This window comes from Pseudotabrizicola algicola (assembly GCF_010915705.1).
Lineage (GTDB): Bacteria > Pseudomonadota > Alphaproteobacteria > Rhodobacterales > Rhodobacteraceae > Pseudotabrizicola > Pseudotabrizicola algicola.
Genome location: NZ_JAAIKE010000004.1, coordinates 128,788 through 145,640, shown reverse-complemented (window position 1 = coordinate 145,640; position 16,853 = coordinate 128,788). Strand labels below are relative to the sequence as shown.

At 63.7% G+C, this 16,853-nt stretch carries 16 protein-coding genes; 8 read left to right on the top strand and 8 right to left on the bottom strand.

Annotation, left to right across the window (positions count from 1 at the left end; all coding sequences use genetic code 11):
* Positions 1–58: 58 nt before the first annotated feature.
* Both G3572_RS13770 and G3572_RS13765 read left to right on the top strand, forming a co-directional pair.
* On the top strand, positions 59–454 hold the full coding sequence (locus G3572_RS13770; RefSeq protein ID WP_164612867.1) for a DUF2177 family protein: 396 nt from the start codon (positions 59–61) through the stop codon (positions 452–454).
* A gap of 73 nt (positions 455–527) precedes the next feature.
* On the top strand, positions 528–854 hold the full coding sequence (locus G3572_RS13765) for an arsenate reductase family protein (protein ID WP_164612865.1): 327 nt from the start codon (positions 528–530) through the stop codon (positions 852–854).
* 74 nt (positions 855–928) lie between these two features.
* On the opposite strand, the gene G3572_RS13760 is transcribed toward G3572_RS13765, so the two are convergent.
* Together G3572_RS13760 and thrS are read right to left on the bottom strand one after the other, a co-directional pair.
* Positions 929–1,135, bottom strand: coding sequence for a cold-shock protein (locus G3572_RS13760; protein ID WP_164612863.1), 207 nt, complete (start codon positions 1,133–1,135; stop codon positions 929–931).
* Positions 1,136–1,397: 262 nt separating this feature from the next.
* Positions 1,398–3,344, bottom strand: coding sequence for a threonine--tRNA ligase (gene thrS, locus G3572_RS13755; protein ID WP_164612861.1), 1,947 nt, complete (start codon positions 3,342–3,344; stop codon positions 1,398–1,400).
* A 126-nt stretch (positions 3,345–3,470) separates the two neighbouring features.
* Here thrS and G3572_RS13750 point away from each other — a divergent pair, with 126 nt between their 5' ends.
* Positions 3,471–4,229 (top strand): alpha/beta hydrolase, encoded by a 759-nt coding sequence (locus G3572_RS13750; RefSeq protein ID WP_164612859.1) that lies wholly within the window; start codon positions 3,471–3,473, stop codon positions 4,227–4,229.
* Between the two features lie 100 nt (positions 4,230–4,329).
* On the top strand, positions 4,330–5,037 hold the full coding sequence (locus tag G3572_RS13745) for an alpha/beta fold hydrolase (RefSeq protein WP_164612857.1): 708 nt from the start codon (positions 4,330–4,332) through the stop codon (positions 5,035–5,037).
* Here G3572_RS13745 and phaZ read toward each other — a convergent pair.
* The gene (gene phaZ, locus G3572_RS13740; RefSeq protein ID WP_164612855.1) at positions 5,029–6,309 is read right to left on the bottom strand and encodes a polyhydroxyalkanoate depolymerase; all 1,281 of its coding nucleotides are present in this window, start codon (positions 6,307–6,309) and stop codon (positions 5,029–5,031) included. The genes G3572_RS13745 and phaZ overlap by 9 nt on opposite strands.
* Before the next feature lie 102 nt (positions 6,310–6,411).
* On the opposite strand from phaZ, the gene phaC reads away from it, so the two are divergent.
* The 4 genes from phaC to G3572_RS13720 all read left to right on the top strand — a co-directional run bounded on the left by phaC (position 6,412) and on the right by G3572_RS13720 (position 10,714).
* Positions 6,412–8,217 (top strand): class I poly(R)-hydroxyalkanoic acid synthase, encoded by a 1,806-nt coding sequence (gene phaC / locus G3572_RS13735; protein ID WP_164612853.1) that lies wholly within the window; start codon positions 6,412–6,414, stop codon positions 8,215–8,217.
* Positions 8,218–8,351: 134 nt separating this feature from the next.
* The gene (locus G3572_RS13730; protein ID WP_164612851.1) at positions 8,352–8,804 is read left to right on the top strand and encodes a Phasin; all 453 of its coding nucleotides are present in this window, start codon (positions 8,352–8,354) and stop codon (positions 8,802–8,804) included.
* Between the two features lie 374 nt (positions 8,805–9,178).
* Positions 9,179–9,733, top strand: coding sequence for a polyhydroxyalkanoate synthesis repressor PhaR (gene phaR, locus G3572_RS13725; RefSeq protein ID WP_164612849.1), 555 nt, complete (start codon positions 9,179–9,181; stop codon positions 9,731–9,733).
* Positions 9,734–9,739: 6 nt separating this feature from the next.
* Positions 9,740–10,714, top strand: coding sequence for a LysR family transcriptional regulator (locus G3572_RS13720; protein ID WP_164612847.1), 975 nt, complete (start codon positions 9,740–9,742; stop codon positions 10,712–10,714).
* Between the two features lie 18 nt (positions 10,715–10,732).
* On the opposite strand, the gene G3572_RS13715 is transcribed toward G3572_RS13720, so the two are convergent.
* From G3572_RS13715 to G3572_RS13695, 5 genes are all read right to left on the bottom strand, one after another.
* The gene (locus tag G3572_RS13715) at positions 10,733–11,962 is read right to left on the bottom strand and encodes a DegT/DnrJ/EryC1/StrS family aminotransferase (RefSeq protein ID WP_164612845.1); all 1,230 of its coding nucleotides are present in this window, start codon (positions 11,960–11,962) and stop codon (positions 10,733–10,735) included.
* Positions 11,963–12,068: 106 nt separating this feature from the next.
* A complete protein-coding gene (locus tag G3572_RS13710; RefSeq protein WP_164612844.1) occupies positions 12,069–13,370 on the bottom strand; it encodes an NAD(P)/FAD-dependent oxidoreductase in 1,302 nt (433 codons plus the stop codon).
* Positions 13,367–14,722 carry a glutamine synthetase family protein gene (locus G3572_RS13705; RefSeq protein ID WP_164612843.1) on the bottom strand — a complete coding sequence of 452 codons (1,356 nt, stop codon included), beginning with the start codon at positions 14,720–14,722 and terminating at the stop codon, positions 13,367–13,369. The genes G3572_RS13710 and G3572_RS13705 overlap by 4 nt, the downstream gene beginning before the upstream one ends.
* Before the next feature lie 29 nt (positions 14,723–14,751).
* A complete protein-coding gene (locus G3572_RS13700) occupies positions 14,752–15,432 on the bottom strand; it encodes a type 1 glutamine amidotransferase (protein WP_164612840.1) in 681 nt (226 codons plus the stop codon).
* A gap of 77 nt (positions 15,433–15,509) precedes the next feature.
* Positions 15,510–16,844, bottom strand: a complete 1,335-nt coding sequence (locus tag G3572_RS13695) for a glutamine synthetase family protein (RefSeq protein ID WP_164612838.1) — start codon at positions 16,842–16,844, stop codon at positions 15,510–15,512.
* Positions 16,845–16,853: the final 9 nt, after the last annotated feature.

Genomic DNA, 16,853 nt, shown 5'->3' with positions numbered 1-16,853 from the left:
CGCTTTCCCGCGTGACCTTTCGGAACGGCGCTCTACCATCACGGGAAAGGAGCATCCGATGCAAATTCTCACCCTCTATCTCTCCACCGTGCTGGTGTTTCTGATCGTCGATGCGGTCATGCTCAGCCTTGTGATGAAACCCCTGTTCACCCGCCACATCGGCCCGCTGATGGCCGAACCCATCCGCTATGCGCCGGCGGGGTTGTTCTACGCGGCCTATATCGCCGGTCTGGTCTATCTGGTCAGCCTGCCCGCCCTGCGCGACAACGCCGCCCTGATCCTGCCCGCCGCGATCATCGGGGCGATGGCCTATGGCACCTATGAATTCACCAGCTATGCCATCATGCGCGACTGGCACTGGTCGATGGTGGTGACCGATACCCTGTGGGGCGCGACACTGACCGCGTTTTCGGCTTGGGCGGGGGTGACGATCACCCGCATGATCTTCGGCTGATCGGGGCAGGGGCTGTCAACCGGCCCCTCCCCGCGCTACACCCGTGCCACACCCAACCCAGATGAGGCCCCGAATGATCCTGTATGGCATCTCCACCTGCGACACCTGCAAAAAGGCCATCAAGGCGCTTGAAGCTGCCGGCCATTCCGTCACCTTCCGCGACGTGCGCAAAGACCCGCTGACCGAGGCCGAGATCGACACCATCGTCACCGAATTCGGTGACCGCATCATCAACAAATCCTCCACCACCTACCGCAGCTTCGGCGATTTCCTGAAAGCCTCGGACCCCGACGCGCAGATCCGCAGCCAGCCCACGGTGATGAAGCGTCCGGTGATCGAGGCCGAGGGCAAATGGTATCTGGGCTGGGATCAGGCCACGATCGACGCGCTGGCCGGCTAGCCCCGACCGCCGACTGAAAATGCAAAAGGGCGGCCCGCTGGCGCGGCCGCCCTTTTGTCTGATCCTTGGCCGCCTTACAGCAGGCGCAGATCGCCCGCAGACTCGCGGCCGTCGCGGCCCGATTGCAGCTCGTAGGCGATCTTCTGGTTGTCGTTCAGGCCCTGCAGGCCCGCCCGCTCCACCGCCGAGATATGCACGAAAATATCCTTGCCGCCGCCATCGGGGGCGATAAAGCCGAAGCCCTTGGTCGCGTTGAACCATTTTACAGTGCCGGTAGGCATCCTGTCTCTCCTCTCAACTCACCCCGCAGCGGAATTGCCGCAAGCCGTGCCGCCAGATTCCACGGCCTTCGGTCTGCGAGGCGGTCAGAAAGTCTGTCATCACTTCCGCCAAGGATGACTCAGATTCCCCCAAAATCAAGCACAAACAATCTGGCGCGCGCGCGCCCGCGCCGCCAAAGCGGTGTTTCTGGGTTCCTCGGCTGATTTCTGCGCATCTTCCCGGCCAACGCGCGCGCCGGGGGGGCGTCCCCCGGCTGCGGGTTCAGCGCAGATCGGGCGGGGTCGCTTCGGCCACCAACTCGGCCACCAGCGCATCCAGCCCCACCGTGCGCGTCTGCGTCTCGCCCAGACGGCGCACCGACACCGTGCGATCTTCCACTTCCTTCATGCCCACAGCAAGGATCACCGGCACCTTGCCCACGGAATGTTCGCGCACCTTGTAGTTGATCTTCTCGTTGCGCATGTCGGCCTCCGCCCGCAGCCCCGCCAGCGTCAGCGCGGTGACCACTTCCTCGACGAACGGATCGGCGTCCGAGACGATCGAGGCCACCACCACCTGACGCGGCGCGAGCCACAGCGGCAGCTTGCCGGCGAAGTTCTCGATCAATATCCCGATGAACCGCTCGAAACTGCCCAAGACCGCGCGGTGCAGCATGAAGGGCCGGTGCTTGGCGCCATCCTCGCCCACATAGCTTGCCTCCAGCCGCTCGGGCAGGTTCGGGTCAAGCTGCAAGGTGCCGCATTGCCAGTCGCGGCCAATCGCATCGGTCAGCACGAATTCCAGCTTGGGCGCATAGAACGCGCCCTCGCCCGGAAAGAGCTCGAACTCATAGCCCGCAGCGCGGCAGGCATTGGCCAGCGCCGCTTCCATCTTGTCCCAGATCTCGTCGCTGCCCACGCGCTTTTCGGGCCGCGTCGACAGTTTCACCCGCCACTTGTCAAAGCCAAGGTCGGAATAGACCCGCGCCAGCAACTCGATGAACTTCTTCGATTCCGCTTCCACCTGCGCCAGCGTGCAGAAGATATGCGCGTCATCTTGCGTAAAGCCGCGCACCCGCATGATGCCATGCAGCGCGCCGCTGGGTTCATAGCGCGCGCAAGAGCCAAACTCCGCCATGCGTATCGGCAGGTCGCGATAGGATTTCAGGCCGACGTTGAAGATCTGCACATGGCAGGGGCAGTTCATCGGCTTCAGCGCGTTCACCGTCTTTTCGCGGGCGTGGTCCTCGTCCACCTCCACGATGAACATGTTTTCCTGATAGTTTTCCCAGTGGCCGCTGGCTTCCCACAGCTTGCGGTTCACCACCTGCGGCGTGTTCACCTCGACATAGCCATCGGCCCGCTGCCGCCGCCGCATGTAATCCTGCAAGGCGACATAAATGCTCCACCCGTTCGGATGCCAGAAGATCTGGCCCGGCGCTTCCTCCTGCATGTGGAACAGGCCCATCTCGCGGCCCAGCTTGCGGTGGTCGCGCTTCGCGGCCTCCTCCAGCATGGTCATATGCGCCTTCAGGTCATCGCGGTTCTTGAAGGCCACGCCATAGATGCGCTGCAACATCGGGCGGCTGGAATCCCCCAGCCAGTAGGCCCCGGCCACATGGGTCAGCTTGAAACCATCGGCAGGCACCTGGCCCGTATGCTGCAAATGCGGCCCCCGGCACAGGTCCTGCCAGTCACCATGCCAATACATGCGAATGTCCTCGCCCGCCGGAATCCGGTCCAGCAGCTCGATCTTGAAGGGCTCGCCGCGCTCTTCATAATAGGTGCGGGCGCGGTCGCGATCCCAAAGCTCGGTCCTGACCGGCTCACGCGCATTGATGATCTGCTTCATCTTCGCTTCGATCTGGCCCAGATCGTCGGGGGTGAAGGGCTCGGCGCGGTCGAAATCATAGAACCAGCCGTGGTCGCGCACGGGGCCGATGGTCACCTTCACATCGGGCCAGATCTCCTGCACCGCACGCGCCATGATATGCGCGCAATCGTGCCGGATCAGTTCCAGCGCCGCCGCGTCATCCTTGAGCGTGTTGATCGAAACCGTCGCATCCGCCGTGATCGGCCATGCCAGATCCCAATGCGCGCCGTTTACCTTGGCCGAAATCGCCGCCTTGGCAAGGCTGGGCGCAATCGACGCGGCCACCTCGGCCGGGGTCACCCCCGCCTCATAGCTGCGGACATTGCCATCGGGAAAGGTGAGTGAGATCTGTGCCATATCGGCCTCCTCGTCGTTTTGGCGCCTACGAAACGCCCGGTTGCGGGTTATATCGGACGCGGTTTTGCGCCGGGTGCTTGGCAAAGTCAACACGCCCCGCGTAGAACGGCAGGGACGGAGGATGCCATGACACAGCCGCAAGTTCTGACCACGCCGCAAGATCGCCGGATCGCCTATCACCAGACCCCGGGGCAGGGGCCGGGTGTGGTGTTTCTGGGCGGGTTCAAATCCGACATGTCCGGCACCAAGGCGCTTTTCCTGCAAGACTGGGCCGCCGCACAGGGGCGTGCTTTCTTGCGCTTTGACTATTCCGGCCACGGGCAATCCTCGGGTGCGTTTCTCGACGGCGCCATCGGCGACTGGTTTGAAGATGCGCTCGCCGCCATCACCACGCTGACCGAGGGGCCGCAAATCCTTGTCGGTTCGTCAATGGGTGGCTGGATCGCGCTTCTGGTCGCCAAGGCCCTGCCGCAGCGGGTGGCGGGCTTGGTCGGCATCGCCGCCGCGCCCGACTTCACCGAAGACAGCATGTGGGCAGGCTTTACCGAGGCGCAGCGCCAGACCCTTGCCACGGCGGGACGGGTCGAGCTTCCCTCGGATTATGCCGACGAGCCCTATGTCATCACGCGGCGGCTGATCGAGGAAGGGCGGGGCCGTCTGGTGCTGCGTGACCCGCTGGATTTGCCCTTTCCGGTCAGGCTGTTGCAGGGCACGGCTGACACGGACGTGCCGCCCTCGGTCGCGCTGCGCCTGATGGATCACGCCGCCAGCCCCGACCTGCGGCTGACCTTGGTCAAAGGGGCAGATCACCGCTTTTCCACGCCCGACTGTCTGGCCCTGATCCCGCAGGCCATTGGCGAAATTCTTGATAGGGCGCAGTCATGAGTTTTCAGTTTTCAATCGTTCTGGGCAAAATGGCCCCTGTTCCGGTGCCAGAGTTGCACTTTTCGAACATGAGCGGCTCCGTTCCGCTGATGACAGCATGATGGGCGAGCCGATCCTGTTCATTCCCGGCCTGATGCAGGACGCGCGCGCCTTCCTGCCGCAGATCGTGGCACTTGGCCTGCGCCACGCCGCGCAAATCTATCTGCCCGTGCAGGACACCGTGGAAAAGATGAGCGAGGATGCCCTGCGCCACGCGCCGCCGCAGTTTGCGCTGATCGGTCACGGGCTGGGCGGCGATGTCGCGCTCGACATCCTCCGCCGCGCGCCGGAACGGGTGTCCCGCGTGGTTCTGCTGGCCACCGATCCGCTGGCCGAAGCGCCCCAGATGGCGGCCCTGCGCGAAGCGCGGCTTGTCGCGGCGCAGGCCGGACGGCTCAAGGCGGCGATTGCCGAAGACGTACCCGCCAGTGCCTTGGCCGACACGCCCGACCGTGACGCGGTGCTTGCCCTGATGCAGGACATGGCGCTGGGTCTGGGAGAAGGGGTTTACATGCGCCAGTGCCGCGCCCTGCAACGCCGCCCCGACCAGCAGCGCACCCTGCGCCGCGCCACGGTTCCGGCGCTCTTCCTTGCGGGTCTGGCCGATACGCTCTTGCCGCTGCGGCGTCAGGAATTCGCGCGCGACATGATGCCCACCTCGGCGCTCAAGCTGATCGAAGGCGCGGGCCATCTGCCCATGCTCGAAGCCCCCGAGGCCGTGACAGCGGCGATCGAGGGGTTTCTGACCGGCCCGATGATCCTACGCTGAGGCCAGCGTCACCACATTCTGCGGCTTGACCGCACGCGGCGCATCGGAATTGGCGTCGATGAAGGCCAGCACCAGCGGGCGGATGTTCAGCCGCCACGACTTGCCCGCAAAAATCCCGTAATGCCCCGCGCCCGGTTCCAGATGCGAAGCCTTCTTGGAATCGGGCAGGTTGGTCAGCAGGTCCAGCGCCGCAAGGCACTGGCCGGGCGCCGAAATGTCGTCATTCGCGCCCTCGACGATCTTGACCGCCACATCGGTGATCGCTGCAAAATCCACCTTCCGCCCCGCCACCACGAAGTCATTGCGCGCAATCTCGCGGTTCTTGAAGATCCGCTCCACCGTCGACAGGTAGAACTCCGCCGTCATGTCCATCACGGCCAGATATTCATCATAAAAGCGGTTATGCGCATCATGGTCCGAGGCCTGCCCGCGCGCGACCCGCATGATCTGCTCGCTGAACGCCTTGGAGTGGCGGTCCGCATTCATGGAAATGAAGCTCTGCAATTGCAGCAGCCCCGGATAGACCAGCCGCCCCGCGCCCTTGAACTTGAAGCCAACGCGCTGGATCGCCAGCTGCTCCAGCTGTCCCATCGTCACCCGGCGGCCGAAATCGGTCACCTCGGTCGCCGCGGCATCCGGGTCCACCGGCCCGCCGATCAGCGTCAGGCTGCGCGGCTGCGCGCTCGGGTCTTCCGCCGCCAGATAGGCGGTCGCCGCCAGCGTCAGCGGCACCGGCTGGCACACCGCGATCACATGCAGGTCAGACCCCAGATCGCGGATGAAATCGGCCAGATACAGCGTGTAATCCTCGATGTCGAACTTGCCCGCGCTCACCGGAATGTCGCGCGCATTGTGCCAGTCGGTGATGAACACATCGCAATCGGGCAACAGCGACAGCACCGTCGACCGCAGCAGCGTCGCATAATGCCCCGACATCGGCGCAACCAGCAGCACCCGCCGCTTCATCGGCGCACGCCGGCGCACGAAGAACTGGATCAGGTTGCCAAAGGGCCGCTCCACCACCGTTTTCACATCGACCAGATGGTCGGTGCCATCCGCCCCCACGATAGACCGGATGCCCCAGTCGGGCTTGGCCACCATGCGGTCAAAGGTGCGCTCCGTCACCTCGCCCCAGGCGGCCATGAGGGGCAGCATCGGGTTCATCGACAGCGCGAAAATCGGGTACGAGGCCATCGCCCGCGCCGTCGCCCCCATCCAGGCGTTGGTGTTGCGCGCCGTTTCCATCATGTCATAGGTGGTCATGTACTTCATCGCCGTCTCCAATCCGGGCCCGCTGCCCAGCAATTCGTCGCTTTCCCCCCCAGTCCACCGACGTTATGCTGCACCTGCGCAGGTTAGGGGGGAATTATTAGCATGACAACCGACGACAAGGACGCTGGACCAAAGTTGGAGAGGATGCAGGCCAATCTGGCACGGGTCGAGGAACTCTCGCAGCGCCTGATGACCGCCCTGGCCCACCGCAAACAGGCCGATAACGCCCTCTCCGGCCCCTCGAACGAGGTATATATGAAGGCGGCGGCCGCTTATGTGGCCGAAATGATGCAGAACCCCTCGAAGATTCTGGAACAGCAGATCAGCTACTGGGGCAAGAGCCTCAAGCACTATGTCGATGCCCAGCAGGCCCTGTTGTCGGGCGAACTCAAGGCCCCCGCCGACCCCACCCCGAAAGACCGCCGATTCTCCAATCCGCTGTGGGAAACCCATCCGGCCTTCAACTACATCAAGCAGCAATACCTGATGAATGCCGAGGCGATGACCAATGCCATCGGCGATCTCGAACGGCTGGAGCCGACCGACCGCCGCCGCGTCGAATACTTCACCAAGCAGATCATCGACATGTTCTCGCCCACCAATTTTCTGGGCACCAACCCCGATGCGCTGGAGCGCGCGGTGGCGACCGAAGGCGAAAGCCTCGTCAAGGGGCTGGAAAACCTCGTGCGCGACATCGAGGCGAACAATGGCGATGTGCTGGTCACGCTGGCCGACCCGGATGCCTTCCATGTGGGCCAGAACATCGCCACCACCCCCGGCGCCGTGGTCTATCGCAACCGCATGCTGGAACTCATCCAGTATAGCCCCACCACCGAAAAGGTGCATGCCACGCCCTTGCTGATCTTCCCGCCCTGGATCAACAAGTTCTACATCATGGACCTCAAGCCGCAGAATTCGCTGATCAAATGGATCGTCGATCAGGGCTTCACCCTTTTTGTCGTCTCGTGGGTCAATCCGGGTGCCGACTATGCCGATGTCGGCATGGATGATTACATCCGCGACGGTTACCTGCGCGCGATGGCCGAGGTGCGCCGGATCACGGGGGAAAAGCAGATCAACGCGGTGGGCTATTGCATCGCGGGCACCACGCTGGGGCTGACACTGGCGCATCTTGACCGGGCGGGCGATACCTCGGTGAAATCCGCGACCTTCTTCACCACGCTGACCGATTTTTCCGATCCGGGCGAGGTGGGCGTGTTCCTCGAGGATGATTTCGTCGACGGGATCGAACGCCAGTCGTCGCGCGATGGCATCCTGTCCAAGTTCTTCATGGGCCGCACCTTCAGCTTCCTGCGTTCCAATGACCTGATCTACCAGCCTGCAATCAAAAGCTACATGATGGGCGAAGCGCCCCCCGCCTTCGACCTTCTGTTCTGGAACGGCGACGGCACCAACCTGCCTGCCACGATGGCGGTCGAATATCTGCGCGGGCTCTGCCAGCAAGATGGCTTTGCCAAGGGCACCTTTCCCGTCTTCGGTGAACCCGTCAGCCTGTCCGGCGTCAAGGTGCCGCTCTGCGCCATCGCCTGCGAAACCGATCACATCGCGCATTGGCGCGGCAGCTTCAACGGCATCAAGCAGATGGGGTCCAAGGACAAGACCTTCATCCTGTCGGAATCCGGCCATATCGCGGGCATCATCAATCCGCCCTCCAAGGACAAGTACGGGCATTACACCTCGGACGCCCCGCTCGAGGGCCCGCCCGAGGCATGGAAGGCCGGGGCCACCTTCCACAAGGGCAGCTGGTGGCCGCGCTGGGGCGCATGGCTCAAGGCGCGTTCGGGCAAGCAGGTGGCCGCCCGTATTCCGGGCGATTCGACCAACCCGGTCCTTTGCGACGCGCCCGGAACCTATGTCACCGCCAAGGTTGTTGCGGGAAGTGATTGACGGCCAATAACTTAGCCGGACACAACCGGAAATAATGCTGCATTGCAGAAAAATGGTTGAAATGCTGCGGTGCAGCATCTATATTCAGGTCATGGAAAACAGGTCGGACGCTCCGGCCAAGCAGGAGAAGACCAATGACCAAGACCCCGGATTTCACCAAAGTGATGCAGGACATGATGGCTTCCTTCCCGGTTGACTCGTCCGCAATGCAAAACGCATTCAAGACCCAGGCTGCTCTGGCTGAAAAGATGTCGAAAGTGGCTCTCGAAGCCGCCGAGAAGTCGACCGAGATCACCGCGAAATGGACCAAGGACACCATCGCCAAGATGGCTGACGTGTCCAAGGCCAAGACCGAGCCGACCGATTACACCAAATCGGTGACCGACTTCGCATCCGCAGCGGCTGAAATGGCTGCCGAGAACCTGGCCGCTTTCGCAGAAGTTGCAAAGAAAGTGCAGATGGAAACCGTCGAGCTGATGCTGGCCGCTGGCAAGGACATCTCCGAAGATGCGACCGCCGCCGTCAAGAAAGCCACCAATGACGTGACCGTCGCCGCCAAGAAGGCCGCAGCCACCGCTGCCAAGTGATCCAGCCGGATCGGCGCTGGCGTCGCTGACCTCCTCCCCAGCCGGCACACAGCGCATGGCGGACCCCCCGGGGTCCGCCTTTTTGCTTGCGGGCGCCCGGGCCTCTCGCCTCTGCGCATCCCGCAGCATTTTCCGTCCCCAAATATCCTGGGGGGAGTCGCGGCCCGCGACGGGGGGCTGGCCCCCCTGCGCCGCGTCCACGCGCGCCGGATGCGTTAAGATATCGTAAACGCCGCAGTATCAACCCATTGATATTATATAATTTTCCGCCCTGTAACACAGCGGAACCCCTGACCGCACCGTCAGGCTTTCCTTTTCGCCCCGGCCTGCGTAAGCTTCTCTGCAACCGCATAATAACCTCAGGGGAGGGGGCTATGGCCGAAACCGACAAGCCGCTGCTGATCAAACGCTACGCCAGCCGCCGCCTGTACAACACCGAGACCTCCGATTACGTCACGCTGGAGGATATCGCCGGCTTCATCCGCGCCGGCCGCGAGGTGCAGATCGTCGACCTCAAGTCCGGCGACGACCTGACGCGCCAGTATCTCCTCCAGATCGTGGCCGAGCATGAATCCAAGGGCGAGAACGTGCTCCCCATCGCCGTGCTCACCGACCTCGTGCGCAGCTATACGACCAATGTGAACTCCATCGTGCCGCAATTCCTTGCCGCCAGTTTCGAGATGCTGCGCGAAGGCCAATCCAAGATGATGGGCAATCTGGGTGTGCTGCCCAATCCGATGGCCGCGATGCCGGGCTTTGATCTGATGCGCAAGCAACAGGAAGCCTTCATGAAAACCATGATGACGGGCGTTCCGGGTTGGGGCAGTTCCGGCCCCGAGGATGACAAGGAAGAGCCGAGCAGCGCCGAAGACCTTGCCCAGATCAAGAAGCAGCTTGCCGAGCTGCAAAAGAAGCTCTCCAAACTGTAACCCGCCATGCCCGAAGCCCAGACCCGCGTCACCCTCTGGGGGATAGAGGTGTTTCTGGCCGTCGCCGACGAGGGCACGATATCCGCCGCCGCCCGCCGTCTGGGCGTCTCGCCCCCTGCGATCAGCCAACAGATTGCGGCGGTCGAGGCAAGCTTGGGCGCGGTGCTGTTTGACCGCACCGCTCGGCCCTTTGCGCTTACTCCGGCAGGGCGGCTCTTTCGCCGCCATGCGCAGGTGATCCTGAACACCGAGGCCGAGGCCCGCGCCGATCTGGCCCGCGCCGATCTGGCGCGGTTCAGCACCCTGCGCCTTGGAATGATCGAAGACCTTGACGCCGAGGTGACACCCGCCCTCTTGTCAGGTCTGGCGCAAGACATGGCAGACTGCCGCTTCCTGCTCGAGACCGGGGCCAGCCACCGCCTGCTCGACAAGCTAGAGGCGCGGGCGCTTGATGTGGCGGTGGCGGCTGAACTGGGCGCAGAGGCCGCCGATGCGGGCTGGCGTGAGGTGCATCCGATCCTGAGCGATCCCTTTGTCGCGGTGCATCCGAAGGGGCAGGGCAAGGCGGCGGGCGGGGCGCAGGCAGACAGCGCCGATGCGCCACTCATCCTTTATTCCGCCCGTCACCTGATGGGCCGCCAGATTGCTGGCCATCTGGCCCGCGCCAACCAGCGCCCGCAGGTCCGCTTCGAACTCGACAGCTATCACGCCATTCTGGCGCTGGTCGCGCAAGGGGCAGGCTGGACCATCCTGACCCCGCTAGCCCTGCACCACGCAGCCCGCTTTTTGCCCGAGGTGGCGGTGCATCCCTTGCCGGGCGCACCGTTGGCGCGCAGCATCTCGCTCTCGGCGCGGGCCGGGGTGATGGGTGCGGTGCCAGGCCGCATCGCGCAAGACCTGAGGGGGTTGATCGGCAGCCGCATCGTCACCCCCGCCGTGGCGCAATGGCCGTGGCTGGCCCCCGCGTTGCGCCTTTCCTGACGGCGCGGGGGCAGGGCATCACACGCGGCGCGCAGCCCGTCCTGCGTCGCAGAGCGCGGCCGCGATCACATCAAGCTCGGCCTGCGTCAGCCGCGCGGGCAGGCGCACATCGCAGGCCCGCATCAGCATCGCCCGTGTCAGCGGCAATTCCGGGGCGGCGCCCAGAAACTCCCAGTTCCAGAATGCCCGCGCATTGCCCTCTGACAGACCAAAGATCTGCACGCCCACCCCGCGCGCCTTGGCCTCTGCCTGAAAGCGCAGCGCCTCGGCATCGCTCCACTGCCCTGCCAGCGTGAACTGGATCGAATCCGGTGCCCGTTCTTCGGGGGGCAGGGCGGGTGGCACCACGAAAAGCCCGCTTTCAGTCAGCGCGGCCGCCACATGGTCATGGTTGTGCCGCCCGTCGCGCACCCGCCGCGCAATCTCGGGCAGTTGCGGGCGGATGACCGCCGCCGACAGGTTCTGCATCCGCAGGTTATACAGCGGCAACTTGTTCTGCCATGCGCAAAAACTGTTCTGGAAACCTGGGTGTTTCTTCCAGTTTTCTTCATAGGCGCCCGACATGATGACCGCCCGCGCGGCAAGTTCGGGGTCATCCGTCACCAGAATTCCGCCTTCACCCGCGTTCACCATCTTGTAGGACTGAAAGCTGAAACAGCCCACCCTGCCAATGGTGCCGATGTTACGCCCGCCCCAGACCGTGCCGAGACTGTGCGCCGCATCCTCGATCACCGGAATGCCTGCCGCATCGCACAGCCGCATGATCGCGTCCATGTCCGATGTATGGCCGCGCATATGGCTGATCAACACCGCTGCCGCACCTGGCAGCTTGGCCTCGAAGTCCGCCAGATCGATGCGGTAGCTTTCTCCCACCTCGACCAGCACTGGCACACAATCGGCATGGACGACCGCCGATGGCACGGCGGCAAAGGTGAAGGCGGGGATCAGCACCTTCGCGCCGCGCGGCAGGTCCAGCGCCCTGAGCGACAGGAAAAGCGCGGCGGAACAGCTTGACACCGCAAGCGCATATCGCACCCCCAGCAGGTCTGCGAACTCCTGCTCCAGCAGGCTGACAGGTGCATCCTTGGCGGCGGTGTAGCGGAACAGATCGCCCGAGGTCAGCAGACGCTCTATCTCGATCCGCGCGGCATCGGGGATCGGCTCGGCGCTATAGACATCAGGGGCGACGGGTCGGGCAGCAGAGGCGGGGGGTGTAAGGTCGGTCACTGTCTGGCCGTCATGTGCCATTTGGAATCCTTAAACTCAGTTTAAGCTCTGCTTAAACTCTGTGCCGCCTCAAAGCCAGTGACATTTCCATGTCGGTCAACGCCTTGCGCGCAAGGCCGCCGAAACCTTACACACCCAGCCGATCGCGCAGCGAATACCATGTCATCGCCGCCACCAAGAGCGGCCAGCGCAGCGCCGCCCCGCCGGGGAAGCGCGGCTGCGGCAGGCCCGCCAGAAGGTCAAATCCGCTGGCCTGACCCTGCACCACCTGTGCCATCATCTTGCCCGCCAGCGTCGCCATCGCCACCCCGTGCCCCGAATAGCCCGAGGCCGAAAGCACATTCGCCGCAGGGCGCATCAGGCAAGGCATGCGGTTCATGGTGATCGCCAGAGTGCCGCCCCATGCGTAATCGATGCGCACCCCGCGCAACTGGGGGTAAACCTCCAGCATCGGTTTCATCACAGTCTTGACCACATCGGGAAAGCGGTAGCCATAGCTTTCGCCGCCGCCGAACAACAGGCGGCCATCTTCGGACAAGCGCCAGTAATTCACCACAAACTTGGTATCTGCCACCGCGATCGGGCGTGCCAGCACCCCGGCAGCGCGCTCGCCCAGAGGCTCGGTCGCCACGATGAAATTGTTGATCGGCATCACCCGCGCCGCCACTTTCGGCTCCAGCCCGCCCAGATAGCCGTTGCCCGCGAGGATCACATGGTCACAGGTGACCTGCCCGCTGGCGGTCTGCACCACGGGGCGCGCACCGTGGCGGATGTGATGCACCTCGGATCGTTCATGGATATGCGCCCCGGCCGCCGCCGCGGCCCGCGCCAGACCCAGAGCGTAGTTGAGCGGGTGCAGATGCCCTGCGCCCATATCCAGATCGCCGCCATGATAGGCGTCTGACCCGATGATCTTCCGCATGGCGCCTTTGTCCAGCGGCTCGATCTGGTCATAGCCGTAATCGGTGCGCAGCTTTTCGGCATAGTGCCACGCATGGCGGGCCTCGGCCTCGGACCGGCAGGCATGGGCGATGCCGGGGTAAAAGGTCACCGGCATGGCGTGGCGCTCGATCAGGCCGCGCACCAGCGCCTTTGCCTCTTCGCCCATATCCCACAGGTGCCGTGCCGCCTCGCGTCCGGCCTTGGCTTCCAGCCAATCCTGATCCTGACGCTGGCCGCTGCCCACTTGCCCGCCGTTGCGCCCCGAGGCCCCGAAGCCCACCCGATGCGCTTCGAGCAGCACCACCCGCAGCCCTGCCTGCGCCAGATGCAGCGCGGCGGACAGTCCGGTATAGCCGCCACCGACAATGCAGACGTCGGCGCTGTGTTGGCCTTTCAGCGCCGGAAAGGGGGCCAGAGGTGTCGCTGTGGCCGCGTAGTACGAGGCGGGATATTCGCCCGCGCGATCATTGGCGTGCAGCAGGTTCATACGTTCAAAAGCAGGTGTTCGCGTTCCCACGGGCTGATGACCTGCAGGAACTCTTTGTATTCGTTGCGTTTGACGGAGTCGTAAACCTTGCAGAAATCCTCGCCCAACACCGCCTTGAGCGCTGCATCCTCATCGAGGAGGTCAAGCGCATCGCCCATGTTCACCGGAATTTCGTCGCTGTCGATATAGGCGGAGCCCACGAATTCGGGGCGGGGCAGGCGTTTTTCCATCAGACCCAGATAGCCACAGGCCAGCGTGGCTGCGATGCCGAGATAGGGGTTGCAATCCATGCCCGGCAGCCGGTTTTCCACGCGCCGCGCCGCTGCGGATGAAATCGGCACCCGCAGGCCGGTGGTGCGGTTATCGCGCCCCCATTCCAGATTGATCGGCGCGGCAAAGTCGGGGACATAGCGGCGGTAGCTGTTGACATAGGGCGCCAGCAACGCCACGCCCGCGCCCAGATGGTTCTGCAAACCGCCGATGAAATGCAGGAAAGCCTCGGTTTCTGCCCCTTTGGGCCCCGCAAAGATGTTCTTGCCGCTCTTGGCGTCCACCACGGAAGTGTGGATATGCATGGCCGATCCCGGCTCTCCGGCGATCGGCTTGGCCATGAAGGTGGCAAAACAATCATGCCGCAGCGCCGCCTCGCGGATCAGGCGCTTGAAGAAGAACACGTCATCGGCCAGCCGCACCGGATCGCCATGCGCAAGGTTGAGTTCGATCTGCCCTGCGCCGCCTTCTTGCAGGATGCCATCGATTTCCAGCCCCTGCGCCTCGGCGAAGTCGTAAATGTCGTCGATCACCTTGCCATATTCGTCGACCGCCGACATCGAATAGGCCTGTTTGCCAGCCGCGCGCCGCCCCGTGCGGCCCATCGGGGGCAGGACGGGCATGTTCGGGTCGATGTTGCGCGCGGTCAGGAAGAATTCCATCTCGGGGGCGACGACGGGCCGCCATCCCTGCGCCTCATACAGCGCCACCACCCGCCGCAGCACGTTGCGCGGCGCAAAGGGCACCAGATTGCCCTCTTGGTCCTTGGCGTCATGGATGACCTGCAATGTCACATCCGCCGTCCACGGCGCTGCGGTGGCGGTTGTGAAATCGGGCTCGAGGATCATGTCGGGCTCGGTGAAGGCATCAAACGGGTTGTCCGCCCATTCCCCCGTGATCGTCTGCAAGAAGATGGAATTGGGCAGGAAATAGCTTTTCTGCGTCGCGAACTTGGCGGCAGGCATCGCCTTGCCCCGTGCCACACCGGCGATGTCGCCGATGATGCATTCCACCTCATCCACGCGGCGGTTGCCGATAAAGTCGCGTGCCGCCTCGGGCAGCTTGTCGGTCCATTTCGACATGGGTTCGTCCGTTGCTTGGCCGCCGGAGATCAGGACCGGGGCGCTTTGAAAAAGGCCGCGATGCGCGCGGCAATCGCGGTATCGTCCAAGGGTGTATCCAGTTTCGCCGCCGCTGTCTGCAACAGCGCATCCGGCACCACCCCGATGGCGCGGGTTTTCATCAACCCTTCGACAAATGGCGTGCGAAATTCCGGATGTGCCTGAATGGTCAGCGTGCGGTCATCGTAAAGCAGCGCCGCGTTCTCGCAAAAGCCGTTCTTGGCCAGAACCACCGCCCCCGCGGGACGCTCGACCACCTGATCCTGGTGCCAGGCGTTCAGCGTGATCTGCTGGCCCTCAAAATCATAGGACGTCGGGCCAACCGACCAGCCGCCCGCGAATTTCTCGACCCGCCCCCCCATCGCCTGCGCGATGATCTGATGGCCAAAGCAGATGCCCACCATCGGCACATGTTCCGCATAGGCCGTGCGGATAAACGCCTCCAGCGGCGCGATCCACGGATGGTCTTCATAGACCCCGTGCTTGGACCCGGTGATCAGCCAGCCGTCACAGTCGTGAACCGACCCGGGGAAAACGCCATTGACCACCTGAAAGGTGCGAAAGGCAAATCCGTGGCCGTCCAGCAGCCGCGCGAACATGTCGGGGTAGTCGCCCATCGCGGGCGCAAGGGCTTCGGGCGCGAGCCCTGTTTGCAGAATGCCGATCAGCATGACCTGTCCGAAAAATAACGCAACCACAGCTTTGGGCCGCGCCCCGCCAAGGGTCAAGGGGGCGCGGTCATCAAGGATCAGACCGTATCGAGATAAAGCTCGATCCGCTCTTCCGGAGTCAGGTCCGAAATATAATGCATCTCCTGCCGTTTGGTCAGCACGAAGTTCCGGATCAGCTCCTTGGGCAGGAACCGGTACAGCATGTCGCTGTTCTCGAACGCATCAATCGCTGCCTCCCACGAGCTGGGAATCTGCGGCAGGTCCATTGCATAGGCGTTGCCCGTTACCGGTGGCGGCGGCTCCATCTCGTCCTCCATCCCGACCAGCGCCGCGCCGAGAATGGTGGCCAGCATCAGATAGGGGTTCACATCCCCCCCCGCCACACGATGCTCGATCCGCCGCGCCGAAGGGCTGCCTGCCGGTATCCGGATCGCGGCGGTCCGGTTCTCGTAGCCCCAGCAGATCGCGGTGGGCGCATGACGGCCTGGCACCAGACGTTCATAGCTGTTTTCATGCGGCGCAAAGACCAGCGTCGAATCGTGCATCGCCGCCAGACAGCCGGCCACCGCCTGTTTCAGCGCCGCCGTGCCCTTGGGCCCGCCGGAATCAAAGATGTTGTCGCCTGCCGCATCCAACACCGAAAAATGCGTGTGCAGACCCGACCCGGAATATTCGGCATAGGGCTTGGCCATGAAACTGGCCGCAAAGCCATGCCGCCGCGCCAGACCCTTGACCAGCATCTTGAACAGCCACGCATCATCGGCGGCGCGGAGCGCGTCGTCGCAATGCATCAGGTTCACCTCGAACTGGCCAAGACCGGTTTCCGAGGTCGAGGTATCGGCGGGAATGTCCATCGCCTCGCAGGCATCATACAAGTCGGTAAAGAACGTATCGAATGCATCCAGCGCGCGAATGGACAGCGTTTCCGCCGCCTTGCGCCGCTTGCCGGAGCGGGGGCTGGGCGGCACTTGCAGAGTCTTGCCGGAGTCGTCGATGAGGAAAAACTCAAGCTCCATCGCCACCACCGGCGTCAGCCCGCGCGCCTTGTAACGCTTGACCACTGCATTGAGCGCATGACGGGGATCGCCCTCATAGGGCGCGCCATTCTCGCGGAACATCCAGATCGGCAACAGCGCGGTGGGGGCCTCGAGCCAGGGCATCGGCATGAAGCCGCGCTCGGTGGGTTTCAGAACGCCGTCCTGATCGCCCTGTTCGAACACCATCGGGCTGTCGTCGATATCCTCGCCCCAGATGTCCAAAGACAAAACGGAAAACGGAAAGCGGGTGCCGTCTTTCACCGCCTTTTCGGCATAGCGCGACGGGATACGTTTGCCACGGGCCTGTCCGTTCAGATCGGCGGCCGCCACTCGTATGGTGCGCACTTGCGGGTGCTTACGCAGATAGTCCTTCATCATCATCGC

Coding starts and splice junctions, on each gene's coding strand:
- G3572_RS13770 (WP_164612867.1), top strand. CDS start 59: ATGCAAATTCTCACCCTCTATCTCTCCACCGTGCTGGTGTTTCTGATC.
- G3572_RS13765 (WP_164612865.1), top strand. CDS start 528: ATGATCCTGTATGGCATCTCCACCTGCGACACCTGCAAAAAGGCCATC.
- G3572_RS13760 (WP_164612863.1), bottom strand. CDS start 1,135: ATGCCTACCGGCACTGTAAAATGGTTCAACGCGACCAAGGGCTTCGGC.
- thrS (WP_164612861.1), bottom strand. CDS start 3,344: ATGGCACAGATCTCACTCACCTTTCCCGATGGCAATGTCCGCAGCTAT.
- G3572_RS13750 (WP_164612859.1), top strand. CDS start 3,471: ATGACACAGCCGCAAGTTCTGACCACGCCGCAAGATCGCCGGATCGCC.
- G3572_RS13745 (WP_164612857.1), top strand. CDS start 4,330: ATGGGCGAGCCGATCCTGTTCATTCCCGGCCTGATGCAGGACGCGCGC.
- phaZ (WP_164612855.1), bottom strand. CDS start 6,309: ATGAAGTACATGACCACCTATGACATGATGGAAACGGCGCGCAACACC.
- phaC (WP_164612853.1), top strand. CDS start 6,412: ATGACAACCGACGACAAGGACGCTGGACCAAAGTTGGAGAGGATGCAG.
- G3572_RS13730 (WP_164612851.1), top strand. CDS start 8,352: ATGACCAAGACCCCGGATTTCACCAAAGTGATGCAGGACATGATGGCT.
- phaR (WP_164612849.1), top strand. CDS start 9,179: ATGGCCGAAACCGACAAGCCGCTGCTGATCAAACGCTACGCCAGCCGC.
- G3572_RS13720 (WP_164612847.1), top strand. CDS start 9,740: ATGCCCGAAGCCCAGACCCGCGTCACCCTCTGGGGGATAGAGGTGTTT.
- G3572_RS13715 (WP_164612845.1), bottom strand. CDS start 11,962: ATGGCACATGACGGCCAGACAGTGACCGACCTTACACCCCCCGCCTCT.
- G3572_RS13710 (WP_164612844.1), bottom strand. CDS start 13,370: ATGAACCTGCTGCACGCCAATGATCGCGCGGGCGAATATCCCGCCTCG.
- G3572_RS13705 (WP_164612843.1), bottom strand. CDS start 14,722: ATGTCGAAATGGACCGACAAGCTGCCCGAGGCGGCACGCGACTTTATC.
- G3572_RS13700 (WP_164612840.1), bottom strand. CDS start 15,432: ATGCTGATCGGCATTCTGCAAACAGGGCTCGCGCCCGAAGCCCTTGCG.
- G3572_RS13695 (WP_164612838.1), bottom strand. CDS start 16,844: ATGAAGGACTATCTGCGTAAGCACCCGCAAGTGCGCACCATACGAGTG.